This is a genomic window from Micromonospora sp. NPDC049004 (assembly GCF_040649315.1).
GTDB lineage: Bacteria > Actinomycetota > Actinomycetes > Mycobacteriales > Micromonosporaceae > Micromonospora.
Genome location: NZ_JBEZFG010000007.1, coordinates 341,373 through 364,543 on the forward strand (window position 1 = coordinate 341,373; position 23,171 = coordinate 364,543).

Annotated in this window: 21 protein-coding genes and 1 tRNA gene; 15 read left to right on the plus strand and 7 right to left on the minus strand. The window is 73.8% G+C overall.

Features of this window, described 5'->3' with window-relative positions; all coding sequences use genetic code 11:
* Nucleotides 1–132: 132 nt before the first annotated feature.
* Nucleotides 133–879: a class I SAM-dependent methyltransferase gene (locus tag AB0B97_RS22705; protein ID WP_357496151.1), complete on the minus strand. Its 747-nt coding sequence runs from the start codon at nucleotides 877–879 to the stop codon at nucleotides 133–135.
* Nucleotides 880–1,089: 210 nt separating this feature from the next.
* A tRNA-Arg gene (locus AB0B97_RS22710) sits at nucleotides 1,090–1,162 on the minus strand.
* Between the two features lie 158 nt (nucleotides 1,163–1,320).
* Between AB0B97_RS22710 and AB0B97_RS22715 the strand changes: the two genes are divergently transcribed.
* Nucleotides 1,321–2,016, plus strand: coding sequence for a hypothetical protein (locus AB0B97_RS22715; RefSeq protein ID WP_357496153.1), 696 nt, complete (start codon nucleotides 1,321–1,323; stop codon nucleotides 2,014–2,016).
* A 244-nt stretch (nucleotides 2,017–2,260) separates the two neighbouring features.
* On the opposite strand, the gene AB0B97_RS22720 is transcribed toward AB0B97_RS22715, so the two are convergent.
* A complete protein-coding gene (locus AB0B97_RS22720; RefSeq protein WP_357496155.1) occupies nucleotides 2,261–3,322 on the minus strand; it encodes an alpha/beta hydrolase in 1,062 nt (353 codons plus the stop codon).
* Nucleotides 3,323–3,464: 142 nt separating this feature from the next.
* Entirely contained in the window at nucleotides 3,465–3,881 is a 417-nt protein-coding gene (locus tag AB0B97_RS22725; RefSeq protein WP_357496157.1) for an HPF/RaiA family ribosome-associated protein, read from the minus strand.
* 305 nt (nucleotides 3,882–4,186) lie between these two features.
* Here AB0B97_RS22725 and AB0B97_RS22730 point away from each other — a divergent pair, with 305 nt between their 5' ends.
* The 3 genes from AB0B97_RS22730 to AB0B97_RS22740 all read left to right on the plus strand — a co-directional run bounded on the left by AB0B97_RS22730 (nucleotide 4,187) and on the right by AB0B97_RS22740 (nucleotide 7,785).
* Entirely contained in the window at nucleotides 4,187–4,963 is a 777-nt protein-coding gene (locus tag AB0B97_RS22730) for a single-stranded DNA-binding protein (protein ID WP_357496159.1), read from the plus strand.
* Nucleotides 4,964–5,170: 207 nt separating this feature from the next.
* The gene (locus AB0B97_RS22735) at nucleotides 5,171–6,247 is read left to right on the plus strand and encodes a cobalamin biosynthesis protein (RefSeq protein WP_357496161.1); all 1,077 of its coding nucleotides are present in this window, start codon (nucleotides 5,171–5,173) and stop codon (nucleotides 6,245–6,247) included.
* Nucleotides 6,244–7,785 carry a cobyric acid synthase gene (locus AB0B97_RS22740; protein WP_357496163.1) on the plus strand — a complete coding sequence of 514 codons (1,542 nt, stop codon included), beginning with the start codon at nucleotides 6,244–6,246 and terminating at the stop codon, nucleotides 7,783–7,785. Before AB0B97_RS22735 ends, AB0B97_RS22740 begins: the two co-directional genes overlap by 4 nt.
* Before the next feature lie 359 nt (nucleotides 7,786–8,144).
* Here the strand turns inward: AB0B97_RS22740 and AB0B97_RS22745 are convergent, their stop codons facing one another.
* On the minus strand, nucleotides 8,145–8,546 hold the full coding sequence (locus AB0B97_RS22745; RefSeq protein WP_039908933.1) for a rhodanese-like domain-containing protein: 402 nt from the start codon (nucleotides 8,544–8,546) through the stop codon (nucleotides 8,145–8,147).
* A gap of 507 nt (nucleotides 8,547–9,053) precedes the next feature.
* On the opposite strand from AB0B97_RS22745, the gene AB0B97_RS22750 reads away from it, so the two are divergent.
* The 5 genes from AB0B97_RS22750 (at nucleotide 9,054) to AB0B97_RS22770 (ending at nucleotide 14,266) form a co-directional block, all read left to right on the plus strand.
* Complete coding sequence (locus AB0B97_RS22750; protein WP_357496265.1) at nucleotides 9,054–9,716, plus strand: hypothetical protein; 663 nt, start codon at nucleotides 9,054–9,056, stop codon at nucleotides 9,714–9,716.
* Between the two features lie 66 nt (nucleotides 9,717–9,782).
* Nucleotides 9,783–10,928: a M48 family metallopeptidase gene (locus AB0B97_RS22755; RefSeq protein ID WP_357496165.1), complete on the plus strand. Its 1,146-nt coding sequence runs from the start codon at nucleotides 9,783–9,785 to the stop codon at nucleotides 10,926–10,928.
* 36 nt (nucleotides 10,929–10,964) lie between these two features.
* Complete coding sequence (locus AB0B97_RS22760) at nucleotides 10,965–12,308, plus strand: dipeptidase (RefSeq protein WP_234582171.1); 1,344 nt, start codon at nucleotides 10,965–10,967, stop codon at nucleotides 12,306–12,308.
* Between the two features lie 71 nt (nucleotides 12,309–12,379).
* Nucleotides 12,380–12,586, plus strand: coding sequence for a hypothetical protein (locus AB0B97_RS22765; protein ID WP_007464240.1), 207 nt, complete (start codon nucleotides 12,380–12,382; stop codon nucleotides 12,584–12,586).
* 87 nt (nucleotides 12,587–12,673) lie between these two features.
* On the plus strand, nucleotides 12,674–14,266 hold the full coding sequence (locus AB0B97_RS22770; RefSeq protein ID WP_357496267.1) for an ATP-dependent DNA ligase: 1,593 nt from the start codon (nucleotides 12,674–12,676) through the stop codon (nucleotides 14,264–14,266).
* Between the two features lie 31 nt (nucleotides 14,267–14,297).
* Here the strand turns inward: AB0B97_RS22770 and AB0B97_RS22775 are convergent, their stop codons facing one another.
* The gene (locus AB0B97_RS22775) at nucleotides 14,298–15,119 is read right to left on the minus strand and encodes an SURF1 family protein (protein WP_357496167.1); all 822 of its coding nucleotides are present in this window, start codon (nucleotides 15,117–15,119) and stop codon (nucleotides 14,298–14,300) included.
* A 173-nt stretch (nucleotides 15,120–15,292) separates the two neighbouring features.
* Between AB0B97_RS22775 and AB0B97_RS22780 the strand changes: the two genes are divergently transcribed.
* Nucleotides 15,293–16,696 carry a cobyrinate a,c-diamide synthase gene (locus tag AB0B97_RS22780; RefSeq protein WP_357496169.1) on the plus strand — a complete coding sequence of 468 codons (1,404 nt, stop codon included), beginning with the start codon at nucleotides 15,293–15,295 and terminating at the stop codon, nucleotides 16,694–16,696.
* A complete protein-coding gene (locus tag AB0B97_RS22785) occupies nucleotides 16,693–17,262 on the plus strand; it encodes a GNAT family protein (protein ID WP_234582132.1) in 570 nt (189 codons plus the stop codon). Before AB0B97_RS22780 ends, AB0B97_RS22785 begins: the two co-directional genes overlap by 4 nt.
* Nucleotides 17,263–17,271: 9 nt before the next feature.
* Here the strand turns inward: AB0B97_RS22785 and AB0B97_RS22790 are convergent, their stop codons facing one another.
* A complete protein-coding gene (locus tag AB0B97_RS22790) occupies nucleotides 17,272–19,401 on the minus strand; it encodes a transglycosylase domain-containing protein (RefSeq protein WP_234582133.1) in 2,130 nt (709 codons plus the stop codon).
* A gap of 122 nt (nucleotides 19,402–19,523) precedes the next feature.
* On the opposite strand from AB0B97_RS22790, the gene cobC reads away from it, so the two are divergent.
* From cobC to AB0B97_RS22810, 4 genes are read left to right on the plus strand one after another with little or no spacing between them, the layout of a single operon-like run.
* Nucleotides 19,524–20,606, plus strand: coding sequence for an Rv2231c family pyridoxal phosphate-dependent protein CobC (gene cobC / locus AB0B97_RS22795; RefSeq protein WP_357496172.1), 1,083 nt, complete (start codon nucleotides 19,524–19,526; stop codon nucleotides 20,604–20,606).
* Nucleotides 20,606–21,685: a nicotinate-nucleotide--dimethylbenzimidazole phosphoribosyltransferase gene (gene cobT / locus AB0B97_RS22800; RefSeq protein WP_357496269.1), complete on the plus strand. Its 1,080-nt coding sequence runs from the start codon at nucleotides 20,606–20,608 to the stop codon at nucleotides 21,683–21,685. Before cobC ends, cobT begins: the two co-directional genes overlap by 1 nt.
* A 31-nt stretch (nucleotides 21,686–21,716) precedes the next feature.
* Nucleotides 21,717–22,949 (plus strand): uroporphyrinogen-III C-methyltransferase, encoded by a 1,233-nt coding sequence (gene cobA / locus AB0B97_RS22805; RefSeq protein WP_357496174.1) that lies wholly within the window; start codon nucleotides 21,717–21,719, stop codon nucleotides 22,947–22,949.
* Between the two features lie 38 nt (nucleotides 22,950–22,987).
* Entirely contained in the window at nucleotides 22,988–23,170 is a 183-nt protein-coding gene (locus AB0B97_RS22810) for a hypothetical protein (RefSeq protein WP_357496176.1), read from the plus strand.
* Nucleotide 23,171: the final 1 nt, after the last annotated feature.

Genomic DNA, 23,171 nt, shown 5'->3' on the forward strand with positions numbered 1-23,171 from the left:
GGTCCTGGTCGGGTCGAGCAGATCAGCCAGTCGGTACCGCGACGCCGCAGGGTGGTGGATCGCATATCGGAAGGTGAAACCGCTGCATTCGTGATTTCACCCCGTCGTTCTCGGTGGCAGCGCCGTGCGTCCTCAGCGCGTCCTGTGCGGACGCCGTGCGCGAAGGAACGCCGTGGCCATCGTGCGCCGCGTTGGTGTGCCGGCCGCAGCCAGAGCGGTCATGTACGTGTCGAGACGCTCGCGTTCGTCGTCGGTCAGGGCGGCGGCGATCGCTTCGCCGTACGTGGGGACCAGCGGGTTGGGCGCCACGCGCTTGAGTGTTTCCCAGTCCCCGACCGGGTCGGCGGGCACGTCGATCTGGGCGCGATAGTCCAGTTCCACCGCCTCGAAGCCGGCGGCCAACGCCCAGTCGACGAGATTCCGCTCGTCGAAGTCCATCATCGGTCGGGTGGTTTCCGCGGTGGTGCTCCGGTGGAAATCGCTGACCTTGGCGACCACGTCGTTGACGGGCGAGTCGCCCAAGCCGAACAGATCATCGGGCCGGAGCCGCTCCGCGAAGCCGTTGATCGGCTCGAACAGGGAGATCCGTCCGCCCGGCCGCAGGACCCGGAAGAACTCCGCGAAGGCGGCGGCCTTGCGCTCAGAGTAGATGAGCACCGACCGAAGGGTCACGACGTTGACAGAGGCGTCAGCGATTCCGACGAGATCATCGGCCGACGCGACCACGAAGCTGCACCGCCCGTCGCCATCGGCGGTACGCCGGCACTCGTCGAGCACATCCGGTGAGACATCGCTGAAGATGACTCGGCCGTCCGGGCCGAGCCGATCCAGCGCGCCGAAACCGATCAGCCCCGTCCCGCAGCCCACGTCGAGGACCACGTCGTCGGCCGCCAGGCCAGCTCCCTCAAGGACGCCGTCCCGGAACGCCGCCAGATCCAGGGCGTTGCGGGCGCGCAGGCCTGCGCTGTCGCCGTCCCGGCGGGTCAAGAGCCACTGGGCCCACTTGTCCCTCGCCACCGGGTCAGCGTAACCCCCGATGCATTGTGGCCCGATCGGCGCAGGCGAGCCGCTGACCTGTGGTGGTAAGGGTGCGCCCGGCAGGATTCGAACCTGCGGCCTTGGGATTAGAAGTCCCCTGCTCTATCCGCTGAGCTACGGGCGCGCGGTGTGGATGTCGCGCCCAGAGGGTACCGCCGTCCGGCTGCCCGACGACGAAAAGGGTGCCCGCGTCCACGTTGCCGAGCAGGGTCTCACGGAGCCTCCCCGCCTGGCATCCGGGTTCCCGCCGAATGGCCGTGCGTCGGCCCGTACCCTCGGCTGGTGTTGCTGGACCCCGACGCCGAGAGCGGCGTCGCCTACGAGCTGTGCCAGGTCGTCGGCCGCGCCATCCTGCCGTACCGGACGGCCGACGCCTACGGCACCGCCTTCTTCTTTCAGGACGGCGACGACCCGGTGGGGGAGGCGCTGTTGACGGCCGCCGACCTCGTCGGCCCTGCGGGCGGGGAGCTGGGCCTGCGGGAGAGCGTCACCGAGCCGGCCGGCGTCGCCCCGGACGTCATCGCGGAGGGCGAGATCGTGCCCGGTTGGGCGCGCTTTGCGAGCGATGGCGTCGCGGTGCTGCCGACCGCTGGCCTGCACCGGTACGCCGGCGACGGCGGCTGGCGGTGGCGCGTGCAGCCGGTGCCGGCGGGGATCGCCGCCGGGCCCGAGGCCGTCGCCCGCCTCGGCGCCGACGGCAGTTCCGCTTTCGTGCTGGCCCATGGGGTACGCGAGGACGCCTCGCGCCCCCTGGAGGTGGGGATCGAGCGCGTGGTCCGCGACGGGGACGACGTGCGGATCACCACGGAACTGCCGTCGGGGTACGTCGGTGCGCCCGTCTTCGTCGTGCAGGCCGACGCCACCGGCGACGTCTCGCTGTACTGCCTGGGCCTGGTGCTGCCCGGCGTCGACGGTCACCCGGTGGCGACCTTCGACCGGATCCGGGCCGTCCTCCCGGCCACGCCCGGCGACGCCTGAACCCGGCTCGACTGACCTGTCACCGAGCGCCGGCGCTCCGGCGTGCGGTCGCCTGAGCTGCGGCGGGGTCAGCGGCCGTCGAGCGCCGTCGCTTCGCCGGGGCCGGTCGTTCGAGCCGGGGCGGGTCAGTCGCCGAACGTCGTGGCTTCGCCGCGGCTGGTCGTTCGAGCTGCGGCGGGGCGGCGGGGCGGCGGTCAGGTCGGCAGCGGGGGCGTCGCGCTGCGCGGCCGTGGCGGTCAGCTCGTCAGTCGCCGATCGCCGTCGTCTCGGCGTGGCCGGTCGACGGGCGTCGGCTCTGCGGCAGCGTGGGTGCATCGGCGGGATCGTCGGCGGTGGGGTCGGCGGCCGGGGCGGTGGGGCCGGCGGCCAGGAACGCCTCGGCCCAGCGGCCGACCTCGTCGAAGACCTTGGCGCGTACGGCGGGGCCGGAGAGCGTGAGATCGTGCAACCCGCCGTCGAAGCGGGCGACTGTGACGTGCCGGCCGAGGCGGGGCGCGTACCGCACCATGTGTTCGACGTCCAGCACGGCGTCGGCCACTGTCGCGTTGTCGTGCCATCTGGTGCCCCGGAAGGAGCGGGTCGAGCAGGCCAGCAGCACCGGGACCGGGATGTCCAGGCCGGCGCGCAGCCGGCGTTGACCGGTGCGGATCGCGTTCAGCCAGCCGGCCCGCACGGGGAACCCGGCCAGCGGCTTCCACGCCAGGTCGTAGGTCCACTCGCCGCGGTGGTCGGCGTGCAGGCTCTCGCCGTACACCGTGCCCAGGCCGAACGGCAGGATGCGGTGCGGCGCCCTGCGGCCCAGCCGGGAGACGGCGGCCGCGAGGGGTCGACGGACCGCCCAGGGAGCGTTGATGTCGAAGAAGGGGCTGTTGAGGACCAGGCCGTCAACGGTGCCGGTGTCGCGGCGGGCGTCCGCCCAGAGCGAGATGATCAGGCCGCCGGTGGAGTGGCCCATCACCAGCAGGGTGTCGTGCCCGTCGTCGGAGCGGATGATCTCGGCGGCGGCGTCCAGCTCGGGGAAGTAGTCGCTGATGTCGCGGCAGAAGTTCGGCGTCTGGTGCGCGAGCAGGCTACGACCGTATTTACGCAGGTCGAGCGCGTAGAAGTCCCAACCGCGCTCGGCGAAGAAGTCGGCCAGGTGGGTCTGGAAGAAGTAGTCGACGAAGCCGTGCACATAGAGCACCGCCCGCCCGGTCGGGCGCTCGGCCCGCCGCCGGACCAGTGTCGCGACAACGGGGCCTTCGTCGTCGGTGCCCAGGTCGATCGTCTGCCGCTCGTACGGCGGCCCCAACACGTCCGGTTCCACGAACGCGACGCTACGCCGACCGACCTACCCGGCGGTAGCCCCCGCCCTCTTCCCCGCGATCTTGCACTTTCTGACCCGACAGAACGGGGCAACAGCCTCGATTCGCCGTCCGAAAGTGCAAGATCGCGGGGGTGGGCGTGGGTTATGCCGTTTCCGCGTCGACGCGGGCCGGGTCCGCGGACTCGTCGACCTCGCCCTGCGGCTGGGGGATGTCCCGCAGGTGCTTGTTGTGCCGGGGCTCCTGGCGGGTCTTGGCGTCGTTGAGCCGCCGGCGCAGGTCGTCGCGGACGTCGTTGAGGGCGGCGTGCAGGTCCTCCTCCGAGGAGGTGGTGACGATCTTCTGACGGCCGGCGATCCAGCACTCCAGGGTGACCTTCTGGCCCCGGGCCTCCCGGTCCTTCACCGAAACCTCAAGCTCGGTGGCGTCGGCGTGGAAACCGGCCAGCCGGGCGTCGAGGGTGGCGAACTGCTCGGCGATCCAGTTGCGGTCGCCCTGGGAGAACCCCGCACCCACCCGCAGGCACTCGCCCACGGTCGCCGGGTTCGCCACGGCGCTCATCGCCGCACCTCGGAGACGGTTGCGGAGCCGAAAGTAGTGATCATCATGGCGCTGACCTCTCGTCGACGTGGAGCTTGTCGGTGGTGCGTTGATCAAATCCATACCCAGTTCGGGCGGCTCCGGAACCGTCGGCGCCCGGACAGATGGGTCGGGCGTACCACACCGGTGGTGTGATCAGGGCGTTGTCCACAGGTGGCCTCGTCATCCACAGGTCGGGGTGGTGGCGCTGGCGGCAGCCGACGAGAACGCACAGGCTCGGTGCCGAGTCGACTCGCTGGCAGACCCCGGATCCCCCTGGAGGGACGATGTTCGACACGTACGTCACGATTGTCGGCAACATTCTGACGGCGCCCGAGTGGCGGCGTACGACCCAGAGCAACACCCTGGTGGCCAACTTCAAGGTCGCCTCCACCGCCCGCCGGCTCGACCGCGACAGCGGTCGGTGGGTCGACGGCAACTCACTGCGCGTCCGCGTCAACTGCTGGCGCAAGCTCGCCGAGGGCGTGGCCGCCTCGGTGATGGTCGGCGACCCTGTGGTGGTGTGCGGCCGGCTCTACACCCGCGACTGGACGGACGACGCGGGCAACCACCGCACCCTCTACGAGCTGGAGGCGGTCGCCGTCGGCCACGACCTGTCCCGGGGGCGGGCCCGCTTCCTGCGTAACCGGCCGACCATGACCACCAGCACCGTCGAGGACGCGGCCGCCGAGAGCCGCGTGCAGGGCGAGCCCACCGAACCGGTGCCCGACGAGCAGGCGCCGGTGCTGCGCGACGACCGCCCGCTCGACGACGACTTCGAGTTGCCCGAGTACGGCTCGCCGCGGACCAGTCCGCTGCGCCACGGCGCGCTCGACGACGTCTCCCTCGGCGATGGTGACTCTTTCGACGACGGCTTCCCGGGCGGCGGCGATGGGCACGCGGTCCTCGACGACGAGCTGGCCCTCGCGGTGAGCACGGACGACTCCGACCCGGAGGACGACCCCGACGACGAGTTGGGGCCGGTGCCCGAGGAGGGCCGGCCGGAGGTTCCGCAGTCCGGTCGGGGCCGGCGGGGCCGGGGGCGGGTTCCGCAGCCGGCGTGACGGACCGCGTCCGGCGCCTGAACCGTACGGCCAGGCCGCCTGAGGCCGGTGTCGACGACGGTACGCGCCGGCGGCACGACGGGGGCGGGGTGGCGACGCGATCGGCGTCGTCACCCCGCGTGACGGAAGTGGGGTTCGATGGAGCACGGCGGCCGCGGCTGGCGCACGGCGTGCTCGTCTAGGCTGGCCGGCCGGGGGGTGGTACGCGTGCGACGGACAGCGCCGGTGGCGAACGCGGTGGGCCTGGTGGCCGGTTACGCGCTGGACAGGCTGTTCGGCGACCCTCGCCGGTGGCATCCGGTCGCCGGGTTCGGGCAGGTGGCGGGCGCTCTGGAGAGTCGCCTGCACCGACCGGACCGGACGGCCGGCGCGGTGTTCACGGCACTGGCCGTCGGCGGGCCCGTGGTGCTCGGGGCGGTCGCCGCGGCGGCCACCCGGCACCGGCCGGTGAGCCGCGCGGTGCTCGTCGCCGCCGGCACCTGGACCGTGCTGGGCGGCCGTACGCTCCGACACGAGGCCGCCGTCATGGGCCGAACGCTTCGTGACGGTGACCTGCCCGCCGCCCGACAGCGCCTCGGCAACCTCTGCGGCCGGGACCCCTCGACGCTGGACGAGTCGGAGCTGGCCCGGGCCACAGTCGAGTCGGTCGCGGAGAACACCTCCGACGCGGTGGTGGCCCCGCTGCTCTGGGGCGCGGTCGCCGGCCTGCCCGGGCTGCTGGGCTACCGCGCCGCCAACACCCTCGACGCGATGGTCGGGCACCGATCGGAGCGCTACGCGCGGTTCGGCACCCCGGCCGCCCGGCTGGACGACCTGCTCAACCTGGTGCCGTCCCGGCTGACCGGGCTCCTCACCATCGCCGTCGCGCCGGTCGCGAATGGTGACCGGGAGCGGGCCTGGCGGGTGTGGCGACGGGACCGCAACGATCACCCGAGCCCCAACGCCGGCCAGTGCGAAGCGGCGATGGCCGGCGCGCTCGGCGTCCGCCTCGGTGGCCGCAACATGTACTTCGGGCGCTCCGAGGTCCGCCCGTTCCTGGGCGACGGCCCCCGTCCCGAGGCGCGGCACCTCAAGCGGGCAGCCCGCATCTCCGGCGCCGTCGGCCTGGCCGCACTCGGGCTGGCGGCCGCGTACCCGGTGACCGTCGGCCGCCTGGCCGGCGTGGTCGCTCGTCGGAGCCTGCGAGCCGTCGGAGCCAGGCCCGGGAGCGGCCTGCTGTCCGGCGGGGTCGGGTCGGAGCGCGGCCTGTTTCGCGGCGCGGTGCGGCGGGAGAGCGGGCGGTGAGCGGCGGGTTGCTGGTCGCCGGCACCACCTCGGACGCTGGCAAGAGCGTGCTCACCGCCGGCATCTGCCGATGGCTGCACCGGCAGGGCGTGAAGGTGGCGCCGTTCAAGGCGCAGAACATGTCGAACAACTCGGCCGTCGTGGTCGGGCCGGACGGGCGCGGCGGCGAGATCGGCCGCGCACAGGCCATGCAGGCCGCCGCCTGCGGCCTCGCCCCGGACCTGCGCTTCAACCCCGTTCTGCTCAAGCCCGGTAGCGACCTGGCCAGCCAGGTGGTTCTCCTCGGCACGGCGGTCGACACGATCACCGCCGGCACCTTCCGACAGTTGCGGCCCCGGCTCGCCGAGACCGCGTACGCGGCGCTGACCGAGCTGCGGGCCGCGTACGACGTGGTGATCTGTGAGGGCGCCGGGAGCCCGGCGGAGATCAACCTGCGGGCCGGGGACTACGTGAACATGGGCCTCGCGCGGCACGCCAACCTGCCCGCCATCGTGGTCGGCGACATCGACCGGGGCGGCGTCTTCGCCTCGATGTTCGGCACGGTGGCCCTGCTCGACCCGGCGGACCAGGCGCTCATCGCCGGCTTCGTGATCAACAAGTTCCGTGGCGACCTCGGTCTGCTCCAGCCCGGGCTGGACATGCTGCGTCAGGTGACCGGCCGTCCCACGTACGGGGTGCTGCCCTGGTCGCTCGACCTCTGGCTGGACGCGGAGGATTCACTCGCCTACGGCCGGGTGCTCGGCCGCCCCGCCGCTCCGCACGGCACCGACTGGCTGGACGTGGCAGTCGTCCGGCTACCCCGGATCAGCAACGCCACCGACGTGGAAGCGCTCGCCACCGAACCGGGCGTGCGCGTACGCCTGACCGTCGAACCGGCCGAACTGGCCGCCGCCGACCTGATCGTCCTGCCCGGCTCGAAGTCGACAGTCGCGGACCTCACCTGGCTACGCGAGACCGGCCTCGCCGACGCGGTGACCAGACACGTGGCAGCCGGCAAGCCGCTGCTCGGCCTCTGTGGCGGCTTCCAGATGCTCGGTCGGGCGATCCACGACCCGGTCGAGAGCCGGCAGGGCAGCGTGCCCGGGCTCGGTCTGCTGCCCATCGAGATCACCTTCGATCCGCGCAAGACCGTCCGGCAGTCGGTAGGCACCGGCCCCGGCGACGTGGCGGTCCGCGGCTACGAGATCCACCACGGGTACGTCTCGCAGACCGACCCCGCCCTGACTCCGCTGCTGACCGGAGCCGACGGCAGCGGTGAGGGCGCGGTGCTCGGCGCGGTGCACGGCACGCACTGGCACGGGGCGTTCGAGTCCGACGGATTCCGCCGCTGGTTCCTCACCGAGGCCGCCCGGCTGGCGGGGCGTACCGGGTTCCGGGTCGCGCCGGGCACCAGCTTCGCCGCAGCCCGGGAAGGCTCGCTCGACCTGCTCGGCGACCTCGTCGAGGAGCACCTGGACACCGACGCCCTCTGGCGCCTCATCGAGAGCGGCGCACCCGCCGACCTTCCCTTCATCCCACCCGGCGCCCCGTCGAGCTGAGCCCGACCCAGCGCCGGCCGTGCTGAGACCGACCCGGCGTCGGTCGAGCTGAGCCCGGCCCGGCGTCCCGTCGAGCTGAGCCCGACCCGGCGTCCCGTCGAGCTGAGTCCACCCGGGCGCCGCAAGATCGTGCTCGATCCATGAAGTAGTGGTGTCGACGACGCTGGGATGCCACTACATCCATGTTCCAGCGTGATCTTCAGCGGCGGGGGCGGACGGTGTCGTGCAGGCCCGCGGTTTCAGCGAGGCCTCCAGCGGCGGGGGCGGACGTGTCGTGCAGGCCCGCGGTCCCAGGGCCGCCTCCAGCGTCGGGGCGGGCCGACGCGGCGCGGGCGGGGCCGACGCGGCGCGGGCGCGGTTCAGGGCCGGATGTCGGCGGGGCGGTCAGTGGTGGGCAGCCCGGCGGCGAGCCACGCGTCGACGCCGCCGATCATGTCGGTGGCCCGGCGCAGGCCGAGGGTCTGGAGACTGGCGGCGGCCAGGCTGGAGCTGTAACCCTGGCGGCACACCACCACGATCTCCCGGTCGTACGCGGTGGCCTCCGGGATGCGCCAGGCGCTTGCCGGATCGAGCCGCCACTCCAGCACCGTGCGGTCGATGACGACCGCCCCGGGCAGGTCGCCCTGTTCGCGGCGCTGGGTGTCGGTGCGGGTGTCGACCAGCAGGGCGCCACCGCGGACCGCCTCGACGGTCTGCTGTGGAGTCAATCGGTGCAGCCCGGCGCGGGCCTGTTCGAGCAGGGCGTCAATGCCGGGGCTCATCACGTCTCGGAGCACCACCCGATCATGCCGACTCGGGTACCAAGCCGCGCGCCGAACGGGCCGCCCGTCACCCGTCGCCGCCCCAATTCCCCCGGTCGTGAGAGTGACCGGTCCAGGGCCGTCAGCCGGACGTGTCAGGCTGGCGAAACCGGGGTGATCGACTCGGTTTCCGTGATGTCGGGGTGTCCTGGCCGACGGGATACCCCGACATCAATGATGCCGAGTTGATCTGGGCGGTGAACCGCCGGCGCGGGGGCTTGCGCGAGGCATACTTCGGTCGTGCACGGACCCGTCACCAGGGAGCCTGCCCGCAGGGGCCCACAGCGGCGCAGCCCCGACGGCACGGGCCGGAACGGGGATGAGGGCGTGGGCGAGGGCGGGTCGCAGGACGGTGACGGGGGCGCGGGGAGCGGGAACGAAGGCGTGACCGGGGACAGGGCGGGGAGCGGGAACGAAGGCGTGGGCGAGGGCGGGTCGCAGGGCGGAAACGAGGGCGGGCACGGGGGCGTGGACGTCGGCGGGCCGACCGGGCGATCCGCCGGGCAGGTGCCGCCGGTGGTGGTCGTCGAGGCGTACGCCGAGTTGGCGCGTCGGGTGCTCGCGGGCCCGGCGCGGTTGGGGCGGACCCGGCTCGTCGCGGTCGACGGGCCGAGCGGCGCGGGCAAGAGCCGGTTCGCCGCGCACCTCGCGGACGCCCTGGCGGCGCTGCCCGGCGGGCGTCCGCCGGTGGTGCACACCGACGACCTGCTCGACGGCTGGGACGATCAGCTCACCTTCTGGCCTCGTCTCGACAGCGAGGTGCTGACCCCGCTGCGCCAGGGGGAGCCGGGGTCCTACCGGCGCTACAGCTGGGTGCGGCGGTGCTTCCTGCCCCGCCCGGTGCCGGTGCCGGTGACGCCGGTGCTGATCGTGGAGGGGGTCAGCGCGGCACGTGCCGTCGTCCGGCCGGAGCTGACCCTCGCCGTCTTCGTCACCGCGCCCGCGCCGCTGCGGCTGGCCCGGGCGGTCGAGCGGGACGGGCCGGAGATCCTGCCCGAGCTGCGCCGCTGGCATGCCGGGGAGCGGGCGCACTTCGCCGCCGACGACACCGCCACGCGCGCCGACCTGGTGGTCGACGGTGCGCCGACGGTGCCGCTGGACGCGTCCCGCTACTACGTGCGGGTTCGCTGACCGGGCATGGACGTTGGCCACCCGCTGGGGCACGATGCGAGGACTCACGGCGAACGGGGACCCATCATGACGGCAGCGGACGCGCCAGCGCGGCGCCGGATCACCCTCACCGGCATCAGCTCGCGGGCCTGGGAGCATCCGGCCGACCGGGGCGCCCTGGTCGCGTTGCGCGAGTTGCGTGGTTTCGACGACGTGGTGCGGGCGTTCTTCGGCATGTGGAACGAGCGGGGTTTCCGGCTGTCCGTGCTGGCGTCCGGCATCCGCGTCGATCACCGGCAGTATCCGGCGGTGTGGCAGCGCTACACCGAGGCCGCGGCGGCGCTGGACGTCGCCGAGCTGCCCGAGCTGTACGTGACGCAGTCGCCCTGGCTGGGCGCCGAGGCGGTCGGTCTGGACCGGCCGTTCATCGTGCTGAACTCGGCGTGCGTGCAGCAGCTCGACGAGGACGAGCTGCGCTGCCTGCTCGGCCACGAGTTGGGGCACGTGGGCAGCGGGCACGCGGTCTACAAGACCATGCTCATGATCCTCACCCGGTGGGCGGCGAACCTGAGCTGGTTGCCGGTGGGCGCGTTCGCGCTGCGGGCGATCATCGCGGCGATGCTGGAGTGGTGGCGCAAGGCGGAGCTGTCCGCCGACCGGGCCGGCCTGCTCGCCGGGCAGGACCCGGCCGCCGCGCTGCGGCTGCTGATGAAGCTCGCGGGCGGCGGCGACCTGTCGCAGATCGACACGACAGCCTTCCTGGAGCAGGCCGCCGAGTACGCCGGCGGCGGCGACCTGCGCGACAGCCTGCACAAGATCCGGATGACGGCGTGGAGCACCCACCCCGCGCCCGTGGCGCGGGCCGCGCAGGTGCGGCAGTGGATCGACTCCGGGGCGTACGGGCGGGTGCTGGCCGGGGACTATCCGCGCCGCGACGACGACGCCTCGACAAGCGTCTCGGAGGAGATCAAGGCTGCCGCCGAGTCGTACCGGGAGGAGTTCAGCAGTTCCACCGACCCGCTGGTCGGGTTGCTGCGCCGCCTCGGCGACGGGGCCAGCGACGTCGGCGAGTGGGTGGGCGGCACGGCCGGCCGGGCCCGCTCCTGGATGGATGCCGCCACCGACGCGGCCGCCCGCGCGCACCGCGCCGGCCGGGCCGCCCCGGGCGCGCGGGCGGGCTCCGGCCCAGCGAGCGGCGGTGACGGTACGGGCTCGGCCCGCATGCCTGAGTAAGGCCAGCATACGATTCCGGTCATGACCTCACCGATCATGTCCGAGTCCGAGGTGCGGGCCGCCGTCGAGCGGGAGATGCCCGGCGTCCGCGCTGACCTGGAACGCCTCGTCCGCATCCCCGGCATCGCCTTCGAGGGCTTCGACCACTCACACGTGGAGCGTTCCGCCGAGGCGGTCGCCGAACTGCTGCGCGGCTGCGGCCTGGACGTCGACATCGTGCGCTCCGGCGGGCAGCCCGCCGTGATCGGCCGTCGGGCGGCCCCACCCGGTGCGCCCACCGTGCTGCTCTACGCCCACCACGACGTGCAGCCGGTCGGTGACCGGTCGCTGTGGGAGTCCGACCCGTTCGAGCCGGTCGAGCGCGACGGCCGCCTGTACGCCCGGGGCGCGGCCGACGACAAGGCCGGCATCATGGCGCACGTCGCGGCCCTGCGGGCGTACGGGGACGCGTTGCCGGTCGGTGTGGTGCTGTTCATCGAGGGCGAGGAGGAGTACGGCTCCGACTCGCTGGAGCGGCTGCTCGTCGAGCACCGCGACGAGATCGCCTCGGATGTCATCGTGATCGCCGACTCCGCGAACTGGGACATCGGCGTACCGGCGTTGACGACCTCGCTGCGCGGCATCGTGAACTGCTTCGTCGAGGTGCGCACGCTGGACCACGCCGTGCACAGCGGCATGTTCGGCGGGGCGGTCCCGGACGCGCTCACCACGCTGGTGCGGCTGCTGGCCACGCTGCACGACGACGCCGGTGACGTGGCGGTCGACGGGCTGATTGGCCGGGTGGGCGCCACCGTCGACTACCCGGAGGACCGGTTCCGGGCCGAGGCAGGGCTGGCCGAGGGCGTGCGGTTGATCGGCACCGGCCGGATCACCGACCGGATCTGGACCAAGCCGGCGCTGGCCGTGCTCGGCGTGGACGCGCCGTCCACCGGCGAGGCGCCGAACGCCCTGGTCCCGGCCGCGAAGGCGAAGCTCAGCGTCCGCCTGGCCCCGGGTGACGACCCCAAGCGGGCGTACGAGGCGGTGCGCGCGCACCTGGAGAAGCACGCGCCGTGGGGCGCGCAGGTGACGGTCAGCTTCGAGCACGACGGCGACCCGTGTGTGATCGACGCGTCCGGGCCGATGTTCGACGCCGCGCGGTCGGCGTTCCGGGCCGCCTGGGACGGCACCGATCCGGTGGACGTCGGCATCGGCGGGTCGATCCCGTTCATCGCCACGTTCCAGGAGATGTTCCCGCAGGCGGCGATCCTGGTGACCGGCGTCGAGGATCCGCACGCCCGCGCGCACGGCCCGAACGAGAGCCTGCACCTCGGGGAGTTCGCCCGGGTGTGCCTCGCCGAGGCGCTGCTGCTGGGCAAGGTGGCGGCTGCCGCCGCCTGACAACGGAGAGTTTGCGTCTGATCTGCCCGTATGCGGCGTGTCGCCGATGGGATTGCTATAGGCTTTCGAACATGAGTACGAACGAGGTGATGGCCCGGTTGGGGGCCGCCGTCAGCGCACTGGGGGACGTCGACGTCTCCGCGTGGTCCGAGGACACGCTCAACGACCAGCTCGGTGAGCTGTCCGCCGCCCTGGTCGCCCTCGACTCGGTGCTCTCCCGGGTCGCCGGCGAGGTCCGCGCCCGAGGGTTGCGCATCGAGGAACCCGTCTCCGCCTGATTCCCGCCGCCCTCCGTGGGCTGCGGCACCGCGCCGACACCGCCCGGGCACGGCAATGCCCGGGCGGTGTCGGAGGTGGCTGGCAGGATGGGCTTCGTGCGGTTCATCGACCTGGCGGCCACCTCCGCCGCCGTGGGCGCCACCAACGGCCGGCGGGCCAAGGTGGAGCTGCTCGCCGACGCGCTGCGCCGGCTCGACCCGGCCGAGGTGGAGCCCGGCGCCGGCTATCTCGCCGGTGAGCTGCGCCAGCGACAGACCGGCGTGGGCTACGCGAGTCTGCGTGACCTGCCGCCACCGGCCACCGAGCCGACGCTGACCGTGGCAGCCGTCGACGCGGCCATCGCGCAGATCGCCGCCGTGCAGGGCGCCGGGTCGCAGGCCCGCCGCCGGGCTCTGCTCGGCAGCCTCTACGCGGCGGCCACCGCCGACGAGCAACGGCTGCTCACCGGCCTGTTCGGCGGTGAGCTGCGCCAGGGCGCCCAGGCCGGGCTGCTCGCCGACGCCGTGGCCCGGGCCGCCGACGTACCGGTGGCCACCGTCCGTCGGGCCCTGCTGCTCGCCGGTGACCTGCGTGCCGTGGCGGTGGCCGCGCTGGCCGGCGGCGAGGCCGAGCTGGCCGGGTTCGGCCTGCAGGTCGGCCGGCCGCTGGCGCCGATGCTCGCGCAGAGCGCCCCCTCGGTCGACGAGGCGCTGGCCGCGACCGGCACGCCGGCGGTGGTGGACGTGAAGCTCGACGGCATCCGCATCCAGGTGCACCGCTCCGGCGCCGACATCGCCGTGTTCACCCGCAGCCTCGACGAGATCACCCGCCGGGTGCCCGAGGTGGTCGCGGCGGTCCGCGCCCTGCCCGGCCGGGAGTTGGTGCTCGACGGCGAGGCGATCGGCCTGGACGAGACGGGCCGCCCGTTGCCGTTCCAGCAGACCTCCAGCCGGGCTGCCCGGCGCACCACCCCGAGCACCACCGGGCGCACTCCGGTCGCCCCGGCGGTGCTCGCGGCCGCAGCCAGCACCGGCGCGACGGTGCTCACCCCGTACTTCTTCGACCTGCTGCACCTCGACGGTGAGGATCTGATCGACCTGCCCGGTCGGGAGCGGTGGGCCGCGCTCGCCGGCGCGGTGGACGCGTCACTGCTGGTGGGGCGCATGGAGGTTGACGGGCCGGAGCAGGCCGGCGCGGCGTTCGCCGCCGCGCTCGACGCCGGCCAGGAGGGCGTGGTGGTCAAGGACCCGGACGCCCCCTACGACGCCGGCCGGCGCGGGGCCGCCTGGGTCAAGGTCAAACCGCGGCACACCCTCGACCTGGTGGTGCTCGCCGTCGAGTGGGGCAGCGGCCGGCGCAAGGGCTGGTTGTCCAACCTGCATCTGGGTGCCCGCGACCCGCGCACCGGCGACTTCGTGATGCTCGGCAAGACGTTCAAGGGGCTCACCGACGAGCTGCTGCGCTGGCAGACCGAGCGGTTCCTCGACCTTGCCGTGGAACGCGGCGACTGGGTGGTCCGGGTCCGCCCGGAGCAGGTGGTGGAGATCGCTTTCGACGGGGTGCAGACGAGCACCCGTTATCCGGGTGGGATGGCCCTGCGCTTCGCTCGGGTGGTGCGCTACCGGGACGACAAGTCCGCCGCCGAGGCGGACACGATCGACGCGGTCCGCGCCATCCACGCCGGCCGCCCCGGCGGGTGACGGGCCCCGCCGACCCGGGCGGGCCGCCCGGTCAGGCGGACGCGCTCGGCGTCGGCTCGGCCGCCCGGTCCAGCGGGGTGCTCGGGCGGTCGAGCCCGGCGGCCCGCCGTGCCTCGCGTCGGGCCACCCAGCCGTAGCCGAAGATCGCCATGGCGGCGAAGAGCCACCACTGCACGACGTAACCGAAGTTCTGCCAGTTGTTGGTGTGCCCGACCGGCACGGCCTTGAACACCGGGTCGGCGGCCGGGGTCTGGTCGTCCAGCAGCAGGTAGCCGCCGTAGACCGGGTAGGGCAGCTCGCGGGCCAGCCGCGGTACGGCGATCCGCCGCGTCTCCAGCCGGCCGTCGCGGCGGTCCACCGCGCCGCCGCCGCTCTCGGTCTCGTGCACCCGACCGCTGACCGTCACGTCGCCGCCCGGCGGGGTGGGCACCGACGGCTGGGCGGTCGCCCCGCCCGGCGCGGGCGGGATCCAGCCCCGGTCCACCAGCAGCGCGCTGCCGTCGGCGAGCACCAGCGGGGTGAGCACCTCGAAGCCGACCCGGCTGTCGACAGTCCGACCGCGGACCAGGACGGTGTTCGACGTGTCGTACCGGCCGGTGGCGGTGATCCGGGTCCAGACCTTGTCCTTCGCGGGGGCCGGGCCGGCGGTCCCCGGACCGCCGGTGGGCGTGCGGAACGCGTCGGCCAGGGGCCCGGGGGCCATCCGCTCGCCCGCGTCGATCCGCTCGTTGATCTCGGTGCGGCCCCGGTAGCGGTCCAGCTGCCAGTTGCCCAGCCACACCATGACGGCGGCGGCGACCAGGGTCAGCGCGAGGGCGCCCAACCAGCGTGGGCTCAGCAGGAACCGGTACACGGCACCGAGGCTACCCGTATGACCGGGGCCACTCACCGCGACCGGGCCGGGACGGTCCGCCGACCCCCGGTTGGCGGTGCTCGCCCGTCGGATCGGACGGGTATCGTCACGCCGACGGATCGACCTTTTCGGTTGTCCGTCGCGTACCCGCCGCCGCCCGCGAGGAGTCGATGATGACCGTCGTGCCGCGCCTGGTGCTCAGCGCACCGTCCTCCGGGCACGGAAAGAACGCGCTGGCGATCGGGCTGCTCGCCGCACTGGCCGAGCGGGGTGTCGACGTCGCCGGGTTCAAGCTCGGCCCGGACCATGTCGACGCCGCGTACCTCGGTCTCGCCGCCGGTCGGCCCGGTCGGGTGATCGATCCCCGGCTGGTCGGCGTCGACCGGCTCGCCCCGCTCGTCGCACACGGCGCCGCGGGCGCCGCGCTCGCCGTGGTGCAGGGCAGCATGGGCCTGTACGACTCCGTCGGTGGCCGCCCGGAGCAGGAGTCCACGGCCGCCGCGGCCACCGCGCTGCGCAGTCCGGTGGTGCTGGTGGTCGACGTGGCCGCGATGGGCCAGTCGGTGGCCGCCCTGGTGCACGGTTTCCGCTCGTACGACGAGCAGTTGTGGCTGGGCGGGGTGATCCTCAACCGGGTGGCGTCGTCGCGGCACGAGGCGATGCTGCGGGAGGCGCTGGACGACGTCGGCGTGCCGGTCTACGGCGCGTTGCGTCGCCAGGACCTGCCGGCCGTGCTGCCGTCACGCCGGCACGGGGTGGCGCCGGTGGTCGACTCCTCGGCCGACGCGGGCCGTGCGGTGCGCCGGCTGGGCGAGGCGGTCGCCGCCACTGTCGACCTGGAGCGGCTGCTCGGCCTGGCCCGTTCCGCCCCGCCGCTGCCGGCGGCGGCGTGGTCGCCGCAGGAGGCGCTCGGTGAGCTGGTCGTCCCGGCGCAGCGTCCGCTGGTGGCGCTGGCCGGCGGGCCGGGTGGCAGCTTCAGCCACCCGGAGACCGCGGAGCTGCTGACCGCCGCCGGCGCCGAGGTGGTCACTGTCGATCCGCTGCGCGACGAGGCGCTGCCGGTGGGCACCCGCGCGCTTGTCGTCGGGGGTGCGCTGCCCGAGTCGTACGCCGAGCAGTTGTCGGCCAACCGGCGGCTCTGCATCGCGGTGGCTGAGCTGGCCCGCACCGGGCGGCCGGTGGTCGCCGAGGGCGCCGGCCTGCTGTGGCTGGCCCGGGAGCTGGACGGGCTGCCGATGTGCGGTGTGCTGGACGCGGTGGGCGTGAGCCGCGACGGCCTCGTGGTGGGCTACCGGGAGGCGACCGCCCAGACCGACAGCGTGGTCGCCGCGAGCGGCACTGTTGTCGTCGGGCACAAGGAGCACCGGGCGGTGCTCACCCCGCGCGCCGGTCAGCGGCCGGCCTGGAGCTGGGACGGCGGCACGCCGGAGGGTTTCGTGTGGCGCAACGTGCACGCCTCGCAGCTCACCCTGCACTGGGCGGGGCACCCGGCGACCGCCGCCCGGGTGGTTGCGGCGGCGGCCAGCGAGCCAACTGTCGAGGCGGTGCCCGCGCAGACTCCCGTGGTGCCCGCGTGATCGGTGAGTTGGCGGTCCGCCGGTTTCCGGCGTTGACCGTCTCCACCCCGCGCACCGAGGTGCGTCGGCTCACGGCGGCGGACGCGTCGGCGGCCGGGGAGATCTTCGCCGACAAGCTGACCCGCAGGTGGCTGCCGCTTGCCGACGACTCCGGCCCGATCGACGGGCACGCCTGGTGCACGGATCTGGCCCGGCAGCGACGCGACAGCGGCGAGGGCGACCACTACGCGGTGGTCCGCCGGGAGGACGACCAGGTGGTCGGCTCCCTCTGGACGCGGCGCACCGACTGGGGCGCCCGGCTCACCGAGATCTCCTATGCGATGGCCCCCCACGCGCGGGGCTTCGGCCTGGCCGCCGAGGCGGTGGACGCGGTGGCCATCGCGTTGATCCTGGAGCACGGCTTCCAGCGGGTCGAGCTGCGGGTGGCGCCGGGAAACCTGGCGTCCCGCCGGGTCGCCGAGAAGGCCGGCTTCAGCTACGAGGGGCTGCTGCGCAACGCCGGTTTCGTCGGCGGTGGACGGGTCGACCTCGAACTGTGGTCGTTCGTGGCGGCGGATCTGCGCTGATCCGCGTCGTCATCCGACGATGGCGTCCGACGGTGGCGTGAACTGTCGGGTCGGTGTGCCCTTCAGGCCGTCGCGCAGTGTCTCGGCCACCGCCGCGATCGGGATCTGGGACTGCCCGTCACCGACGGCGTTGAACGGGTTGTCCGGGTCGGAGATGAAGCTCGCCGCGGCCAGCTCCGGGGTGTAGCCGACGAACCAGGCGGACCGGGTGCTGTCGGTGGTGCCGGTCTTGCCGGCGACCGGGCGGCCGACCGTGCCCCGGACGCTGTCGGCGGTTGACCAGCCGCCGCAGCCGCCGCGTGCCGGAGTGTCCCCGGTCGGGCAGCGGGCGGCGTCGGTGGCCGCCCTCGCCGCGTCGGCGCTGACCACCTGCCGGCAGCGCGGCTTGGCGACCTCGCGGTGCAGACCGCCCGGGGTGGCGTACGTGGCCGGGGTGCCGTCCCGGTTCATGATCGCCTGTACCGGGATCGCCTCGCAGTAGCGGCCGTCGGCCGCCACTGCGGCGTAGGCGTTCGCCATCTCCAGCGGTGTGGCGTCGGAGACGCCCAGGGTGAACGCGCCCCACTTCTTGGCCTTGCCCGGGGACGCCTGTTCCCGGTCGACGTCGGTGCGCCAGCGCAGCCCGAGCTGTTCGGCCAGCCGGACCGCCCGGTCTGCGCCGACCTTTTCCTCCAGCCACACGAAGTACGTGTTGACGGACTTGCCGAAGCCGGACCACATGGTCTGCTGTCCGGTCATCGCGCCGCTGGCGTTGGAGGGCGCCCAGCCGTCGTAGACCGACGACTTGTAGCGGTACGGGGCGTTGAACGAGGTGGACAGCGTCATCCCCGAGTCCAGCGCGGCCAGCATCGGGAACATCTTGAACGTCGACCCGGCCTGGTAGCCCGGCAGGTCGCCGCCGCCGAGCAGCGGCGCCACGGTGTTCGGATAGTTGGCCTTCACCTTGGGTCCGGCCTCGGGGTTGGAGCTGGGTGGGTTGTCGGCCAGGTCCAGGGAGTAGTTCCGGTTCACCGCCATCGCCTTCACGCGCCCGGTCCCCGGCTCGGAGACCACGATCCCGTTGGCGAACGGGCTGCCGGTGCCCTCCTTGGCGCCGACGTTCTTCTCGGCCGCCTCCTGGATCTTGGGGTCGAGGCTGAGCACGATGCGGTAGCCGCCCCGACGCAGCTTGTCCATCCGTTCCAGCCGGTTGGCCCCGAACGCGGGCTGCGAGCTCCACCAGTTCTTCAGGTAGTCGCAGGCGAAGCCCCAGCTCCGGTACTTCTCGATGAGCGAGGCGCAGTCACTCGGCGGGGTGGTGAGCTTCAGCCGGATCGGCTCGGTCTTCGCGGCGGCGGCCGAGTCGGGGGAGAGGTAGCCGAGCTGACTCATCCGGTCCAGTACGTAGTTGCGCCGCCCGGTGGCGTCCTTCTGGTCGGTGTCGGCCGGGTCGTACTCGGAGGGGGACTTGACCAGCCCGGCGAGGGTGGCCGCCTCGACCGGGGTGAGGTCCTTCGGGGTCTTGGAGAAGAAGATCTCGCTGGCGGCGTAGATGCCGTACGCCCGGTGGCCGAAGTACGCGGAGTTCAGGTAGCGCTCGAGGATCTGCTCCTTGCTCATCTCCTTCTCCAGGTCCAGCGCCATGCGCATCTCCTTGACCTTGCGCAGGCTGGTCTGCTGGGTGGCCTCCTGGACCTCCTTGGGGGTGGTCGCGCTGTCCCGCAGGGCCATCCGGACGTACTGCATGGTCAGCGTCGAGGCGCCCTGGGAGCCGCCGGAGCGGGCGTTGGACACGAAGGCGCGGGCGACGCCCTTCGGGTCGACGCCGTGGTGCTGGTAGAAGCGGTTGTCCTCGGCGGCGACGATCGCCTGCTGGATGTTCGGCGACATGTCCGACAGCTTCGTGTACTGCCGGTACTCCTCGTAGAACATGGTCAGCACGGTCTTGCCGTCCGGGGCGTAGAGGTAGGAGGTCTCGGCGGGCAGGGCGGTGGTCAGCAGTCTGGTCTTCTGCTCCGTGGCGTGCGCGGTGGCCTTCGCGCCGAGCCCGGTGAAGGCGACCACCGGGTACGCGACGGCGGCGATCACGATGCCGGCGATGAGCCCGGCGCGGAGAAGAGGGACGAGTCGACCAGCGGCAGCAAGGGGTCGGGTGCTCACGTGGCCAAGTTATGACATTTCCGATTCGTACATGAGAAGAACTCATAAACCCGTGAGGTGGTGACATGGCTTACGCCGACAGTGACTGTCCCGCCGGCCACCTTCCCGGCAGGATCGCGGACATGCGTGATCAGTTCGAGGCCGTCGCCCCGCCCACCGGGGCCGAGCCGGACCTCGCGCACCACGGGGACGCCGAGGTGGGCGCCGGTCTGATCGACCTCGCCGTCAACGTCCGCCAGGCGCCGCCGCCGGCCTGGCTGGCTGATCCGATCGCCGCCACCCTCACCGACCTGGCCCGCTACCCCGACCCGGCGCCGGCCCGCGCCGCCGTCGCCGCCCGGCACCGGCGTCACCCGGACGAGGTACTGCTCACCGCCGGCGCCGCCGAGGGCTTCGTGCTGATCGCCCAGGCGTTGCGGGGCATTCGCCGACCCGTGGTGGTGCACCCGCAGTTCACCGAGCCGGAGGCGGCGCTACGGGCCGCCGGTCATCCGGTCGAGCGGGTGTTGCTGGACCCGGCCGACGGGTTCCAGCTCGATCCGTCAGTGGTGCCCGACGACGCCGACCTGGTGATGATCGGCAACCCGACGAATCCCACCTCGGTGCTGCACCCCGCGCGGACGGTGGCCGCGCTGGCCCGCCCGGGTCGGGTGCTGGTGGTCGACGAGGCGTTCGCGGACACCACCGGCGGTGCGCACTCCGGCGAGCCGGAGTCGCTGGCCCAGCGGCGGGATCTGCCCGGCCTGCTCGTCCTGCGCAGCCTCACCAAGACGTGGGGCCTGGCCGGCCTGCGGATCGGCTACCTGCTCGGCGCCCCGGAGCTGCTGGCCCGCCTGGCCGCCGTGCAGCCGCTGTGGGCCGTCTCCACGCCCGCGCTGGCCGCCGCCGCGGCCTGCGCCACCGCAGTCGCGGTCGAGGCCGAACGCGCGATCGCCGCCGACCTCGCCGCCGACCGCGACCACCTGGTCGCGCGCCTGGCCGACCTGCCGGGCGTACGCGTCGCGGGGCGTCCGGCCAGCGCGTTCGTCCTGCTGCACCTGCCCGACGCGAACCGGGTCCGGGAGGGCCTGCGCGATCGGGGCTGGGCGGTACGCCGGGGCGACACCTTCCCCGGGCTCGGCCCGGACTGGCTGCGCGTCGCGGTACGCGACCGAAACACCACCGACGCGTTCATCGAGGTGCTGCGCGAGACCATGGAGGCATGATGCTGGAGACCACGATTTCGGCCATCCGGCCACTCGACGAGGCGGCGATGGCCGCCGCCCGCGAGCTGCACGGCCGGCTGACCAAGCCGGCGGGCTCGCTGGGCCTGCTGGAGGATCTGTCGGTACGCCTCGCCGGGCTGGCCGGGGTCTGCCCACCGCCGGTGCCCGAGCCGGCGGCCGTGGCGATCTTCGCGGGCGACCACGGGGTGCACGCCCAGGGGGTCAGCCCGTGGCCGCAGGAGGTCACCGCGCAGATGATCGGCAACTTCCTGGCCGGCGGCGCGGTCGTCAACGCGTTCGCCCGCCAGGCCGGCGCCTCGGTCACGGTTGTCGACGTCGGGGTGGCCAACCCGCTGCCCGTCCCCGAGGCTTCCGGGCCGGTCGACGCGTCCGCGCCCCGACTGGTCGCCGCCTCCGTGCGCCGGGGCACCCGGGATCTCACGGTGACCGCCGCGCTCACCCGGGACGAGGCGTTGGCCGCGGTGTCGACAGGCATCCGGATCGCCGACGAGCTGATCGACGCCGGGGCGGGCATCCTGCTCACCGGGGACATGGGCATCGGCAACACCACCCCGGCCGCCGCGCTGATCGCCGCGTTCACCGGCGTCGACGCGCTCGACTCCACCGGCCGGGGCACCGGGATCGACGACCCGACGTACGCCCACAAGGTTGCAGTCGTGCGGGCCGCGCTGGCCCGGCACACGCCCGATCCGGCCGACCCCCTGGGCGTGCTCGCCGCCGTCGGTGGCCTGGAGCACGCCGCGCTGGCCGGGCTGATCCTGGGCGCCGCGGCCCGCCGTACGCCGGTCCTGCTGGATGGTGTGATCGCGGTGTCGGCGGCGCTCGCCGCCGCCGCGTTCGCACCGGACGCGGTCGGGGCCATGGTCGCCGGGCACCGCTCGGCCGAGCCGGGCGCGACTGTGGCGCTGCGCCACCTCGGCCTCGACCCGCTGATCGACCTGGGACTGCGCCTCGGCGAGGGCACCGGCGCGCTGCTGGCGCTGCCCGTGGTCACCGGGGCGGTCCGCGTGCTGCACGACGTGGCCACCTTCGACTCCGCCGGGGTGGCCGAGAAGTGACCACGTTCGGCGGTCGGTCGGGTGGCGCCGGATGAGCGCCAGCCCGTACCCCCTTGGTCTGCGGCTCGACGGCCGGCGGGTGGTCGTGGTGGGCGGGGGCGCGGTCGCCACCCGGCGGGTGCCGGCGCTGCTGGATGCCGGCGCGGACGTCCTGCTGGTGGCCCCGGAGCTGACCCCGGCGCTACGGGCCCGGGTGGACGCGGGCCGGCTGCACTGGGTGCCGCGCCGGTTCGTGCCCGAGGACCTGGACGGGGCCTGGCTGGTCCAGGTGGCCATCGACGATCCGATGGCGGCGGCTGCGGTGAGCGCCGTCGCCGCCGAGCGGCGGATCTTCTGCGTCCGGGCTGACGACCGGACCGCCGCCACAGCCTGGACGCCGGCGGTGACCCGACACGGCCCGGTCACCGTGGCGGTGCTCGGAGGCGGAGACCCCCGCCGCGCGATGACCGTCCGCGATGCCATCCGCGACCTGCTCGCCGTGCGCGACACCGCGCCCACCCGGGCCCGCCCCGACGTCGAGGCCACTACCGGTGCGACAGCCGGGCGGGTGGCGCTGGTCGGGGCGGGGCCGGGAGACCCGGAGCTGATCACCGTACGGGGCTGGCGGTTGCTCACCGAGGCCGACGTGGTGGTCGCCGACCGGTTGGTGCCCGGTCTGCTCCTGGACGAACTCCGCGCCGACGTCGAGCTGGTGGACGCCTCGAAGATCCCCTACGGCCCGTCCCGGGCCCAGGAGGAGATCAACCGGATCCTGGTCGACCGTGCCCTGGCCGGCGCGGTGGTGGTCCGGCTCAAGGGCGGCGACCCGTACGTCTTCGGCCGCGGCGGCGAGGAGTTGCTCGCGTGTGCGGAGGCCGGCGTGCCGGTGACCGTCGTTCCGGGAGTGACCAGCTCGATCGCTGCGCCCGCGGCGGCCGGGATCCCGGTCACCCATCGGGGGGTGGCGCACGAGTTCACCGTCGTCTCCGGGCACGTGGCACCCGACTCGCCGGCCTCGCTGGTGCGCTGGGACGCCCTCGCGGGCCTGCGCGGCACCCTGGTGATCCTGATGGGGCTGAAGAACCTGGCCGCCATCACGGCCACCCTGATCGCGCACGGCCGGCCGCCGCAGACACCGGCCGCCGTCGTCCAGGAGGGCACGACGGGCGCCCAGCGCGTGCTCCGCGCGACCCTCGCGACGGTCGCCGCCGACACGCTGGCGGCCGACCTCCGTCCGCCGGCCGTCGTGGTGGTCGGCGACGTGGTGGGTGCCCTCGACCGGTGACCGGCGGCACGCTCCACGCAGGTGCTTCGCGGCCCCGGGTGGAGCGGACCCTTCGGATGCTGCGGACGGCAGGGACCGACTGGTCCGCAGGGGGTGGCGGGCGCGAGGGTGGTGACGGCGGCGCTCGGGTGACCGGCGCCGTCGACGCGGTCAGACCGTGGCGCGGCACCGGCCACTACGACGACGGGCCGGAGCAGCGCTGCTCCGGCCCGTCGTCGTAGT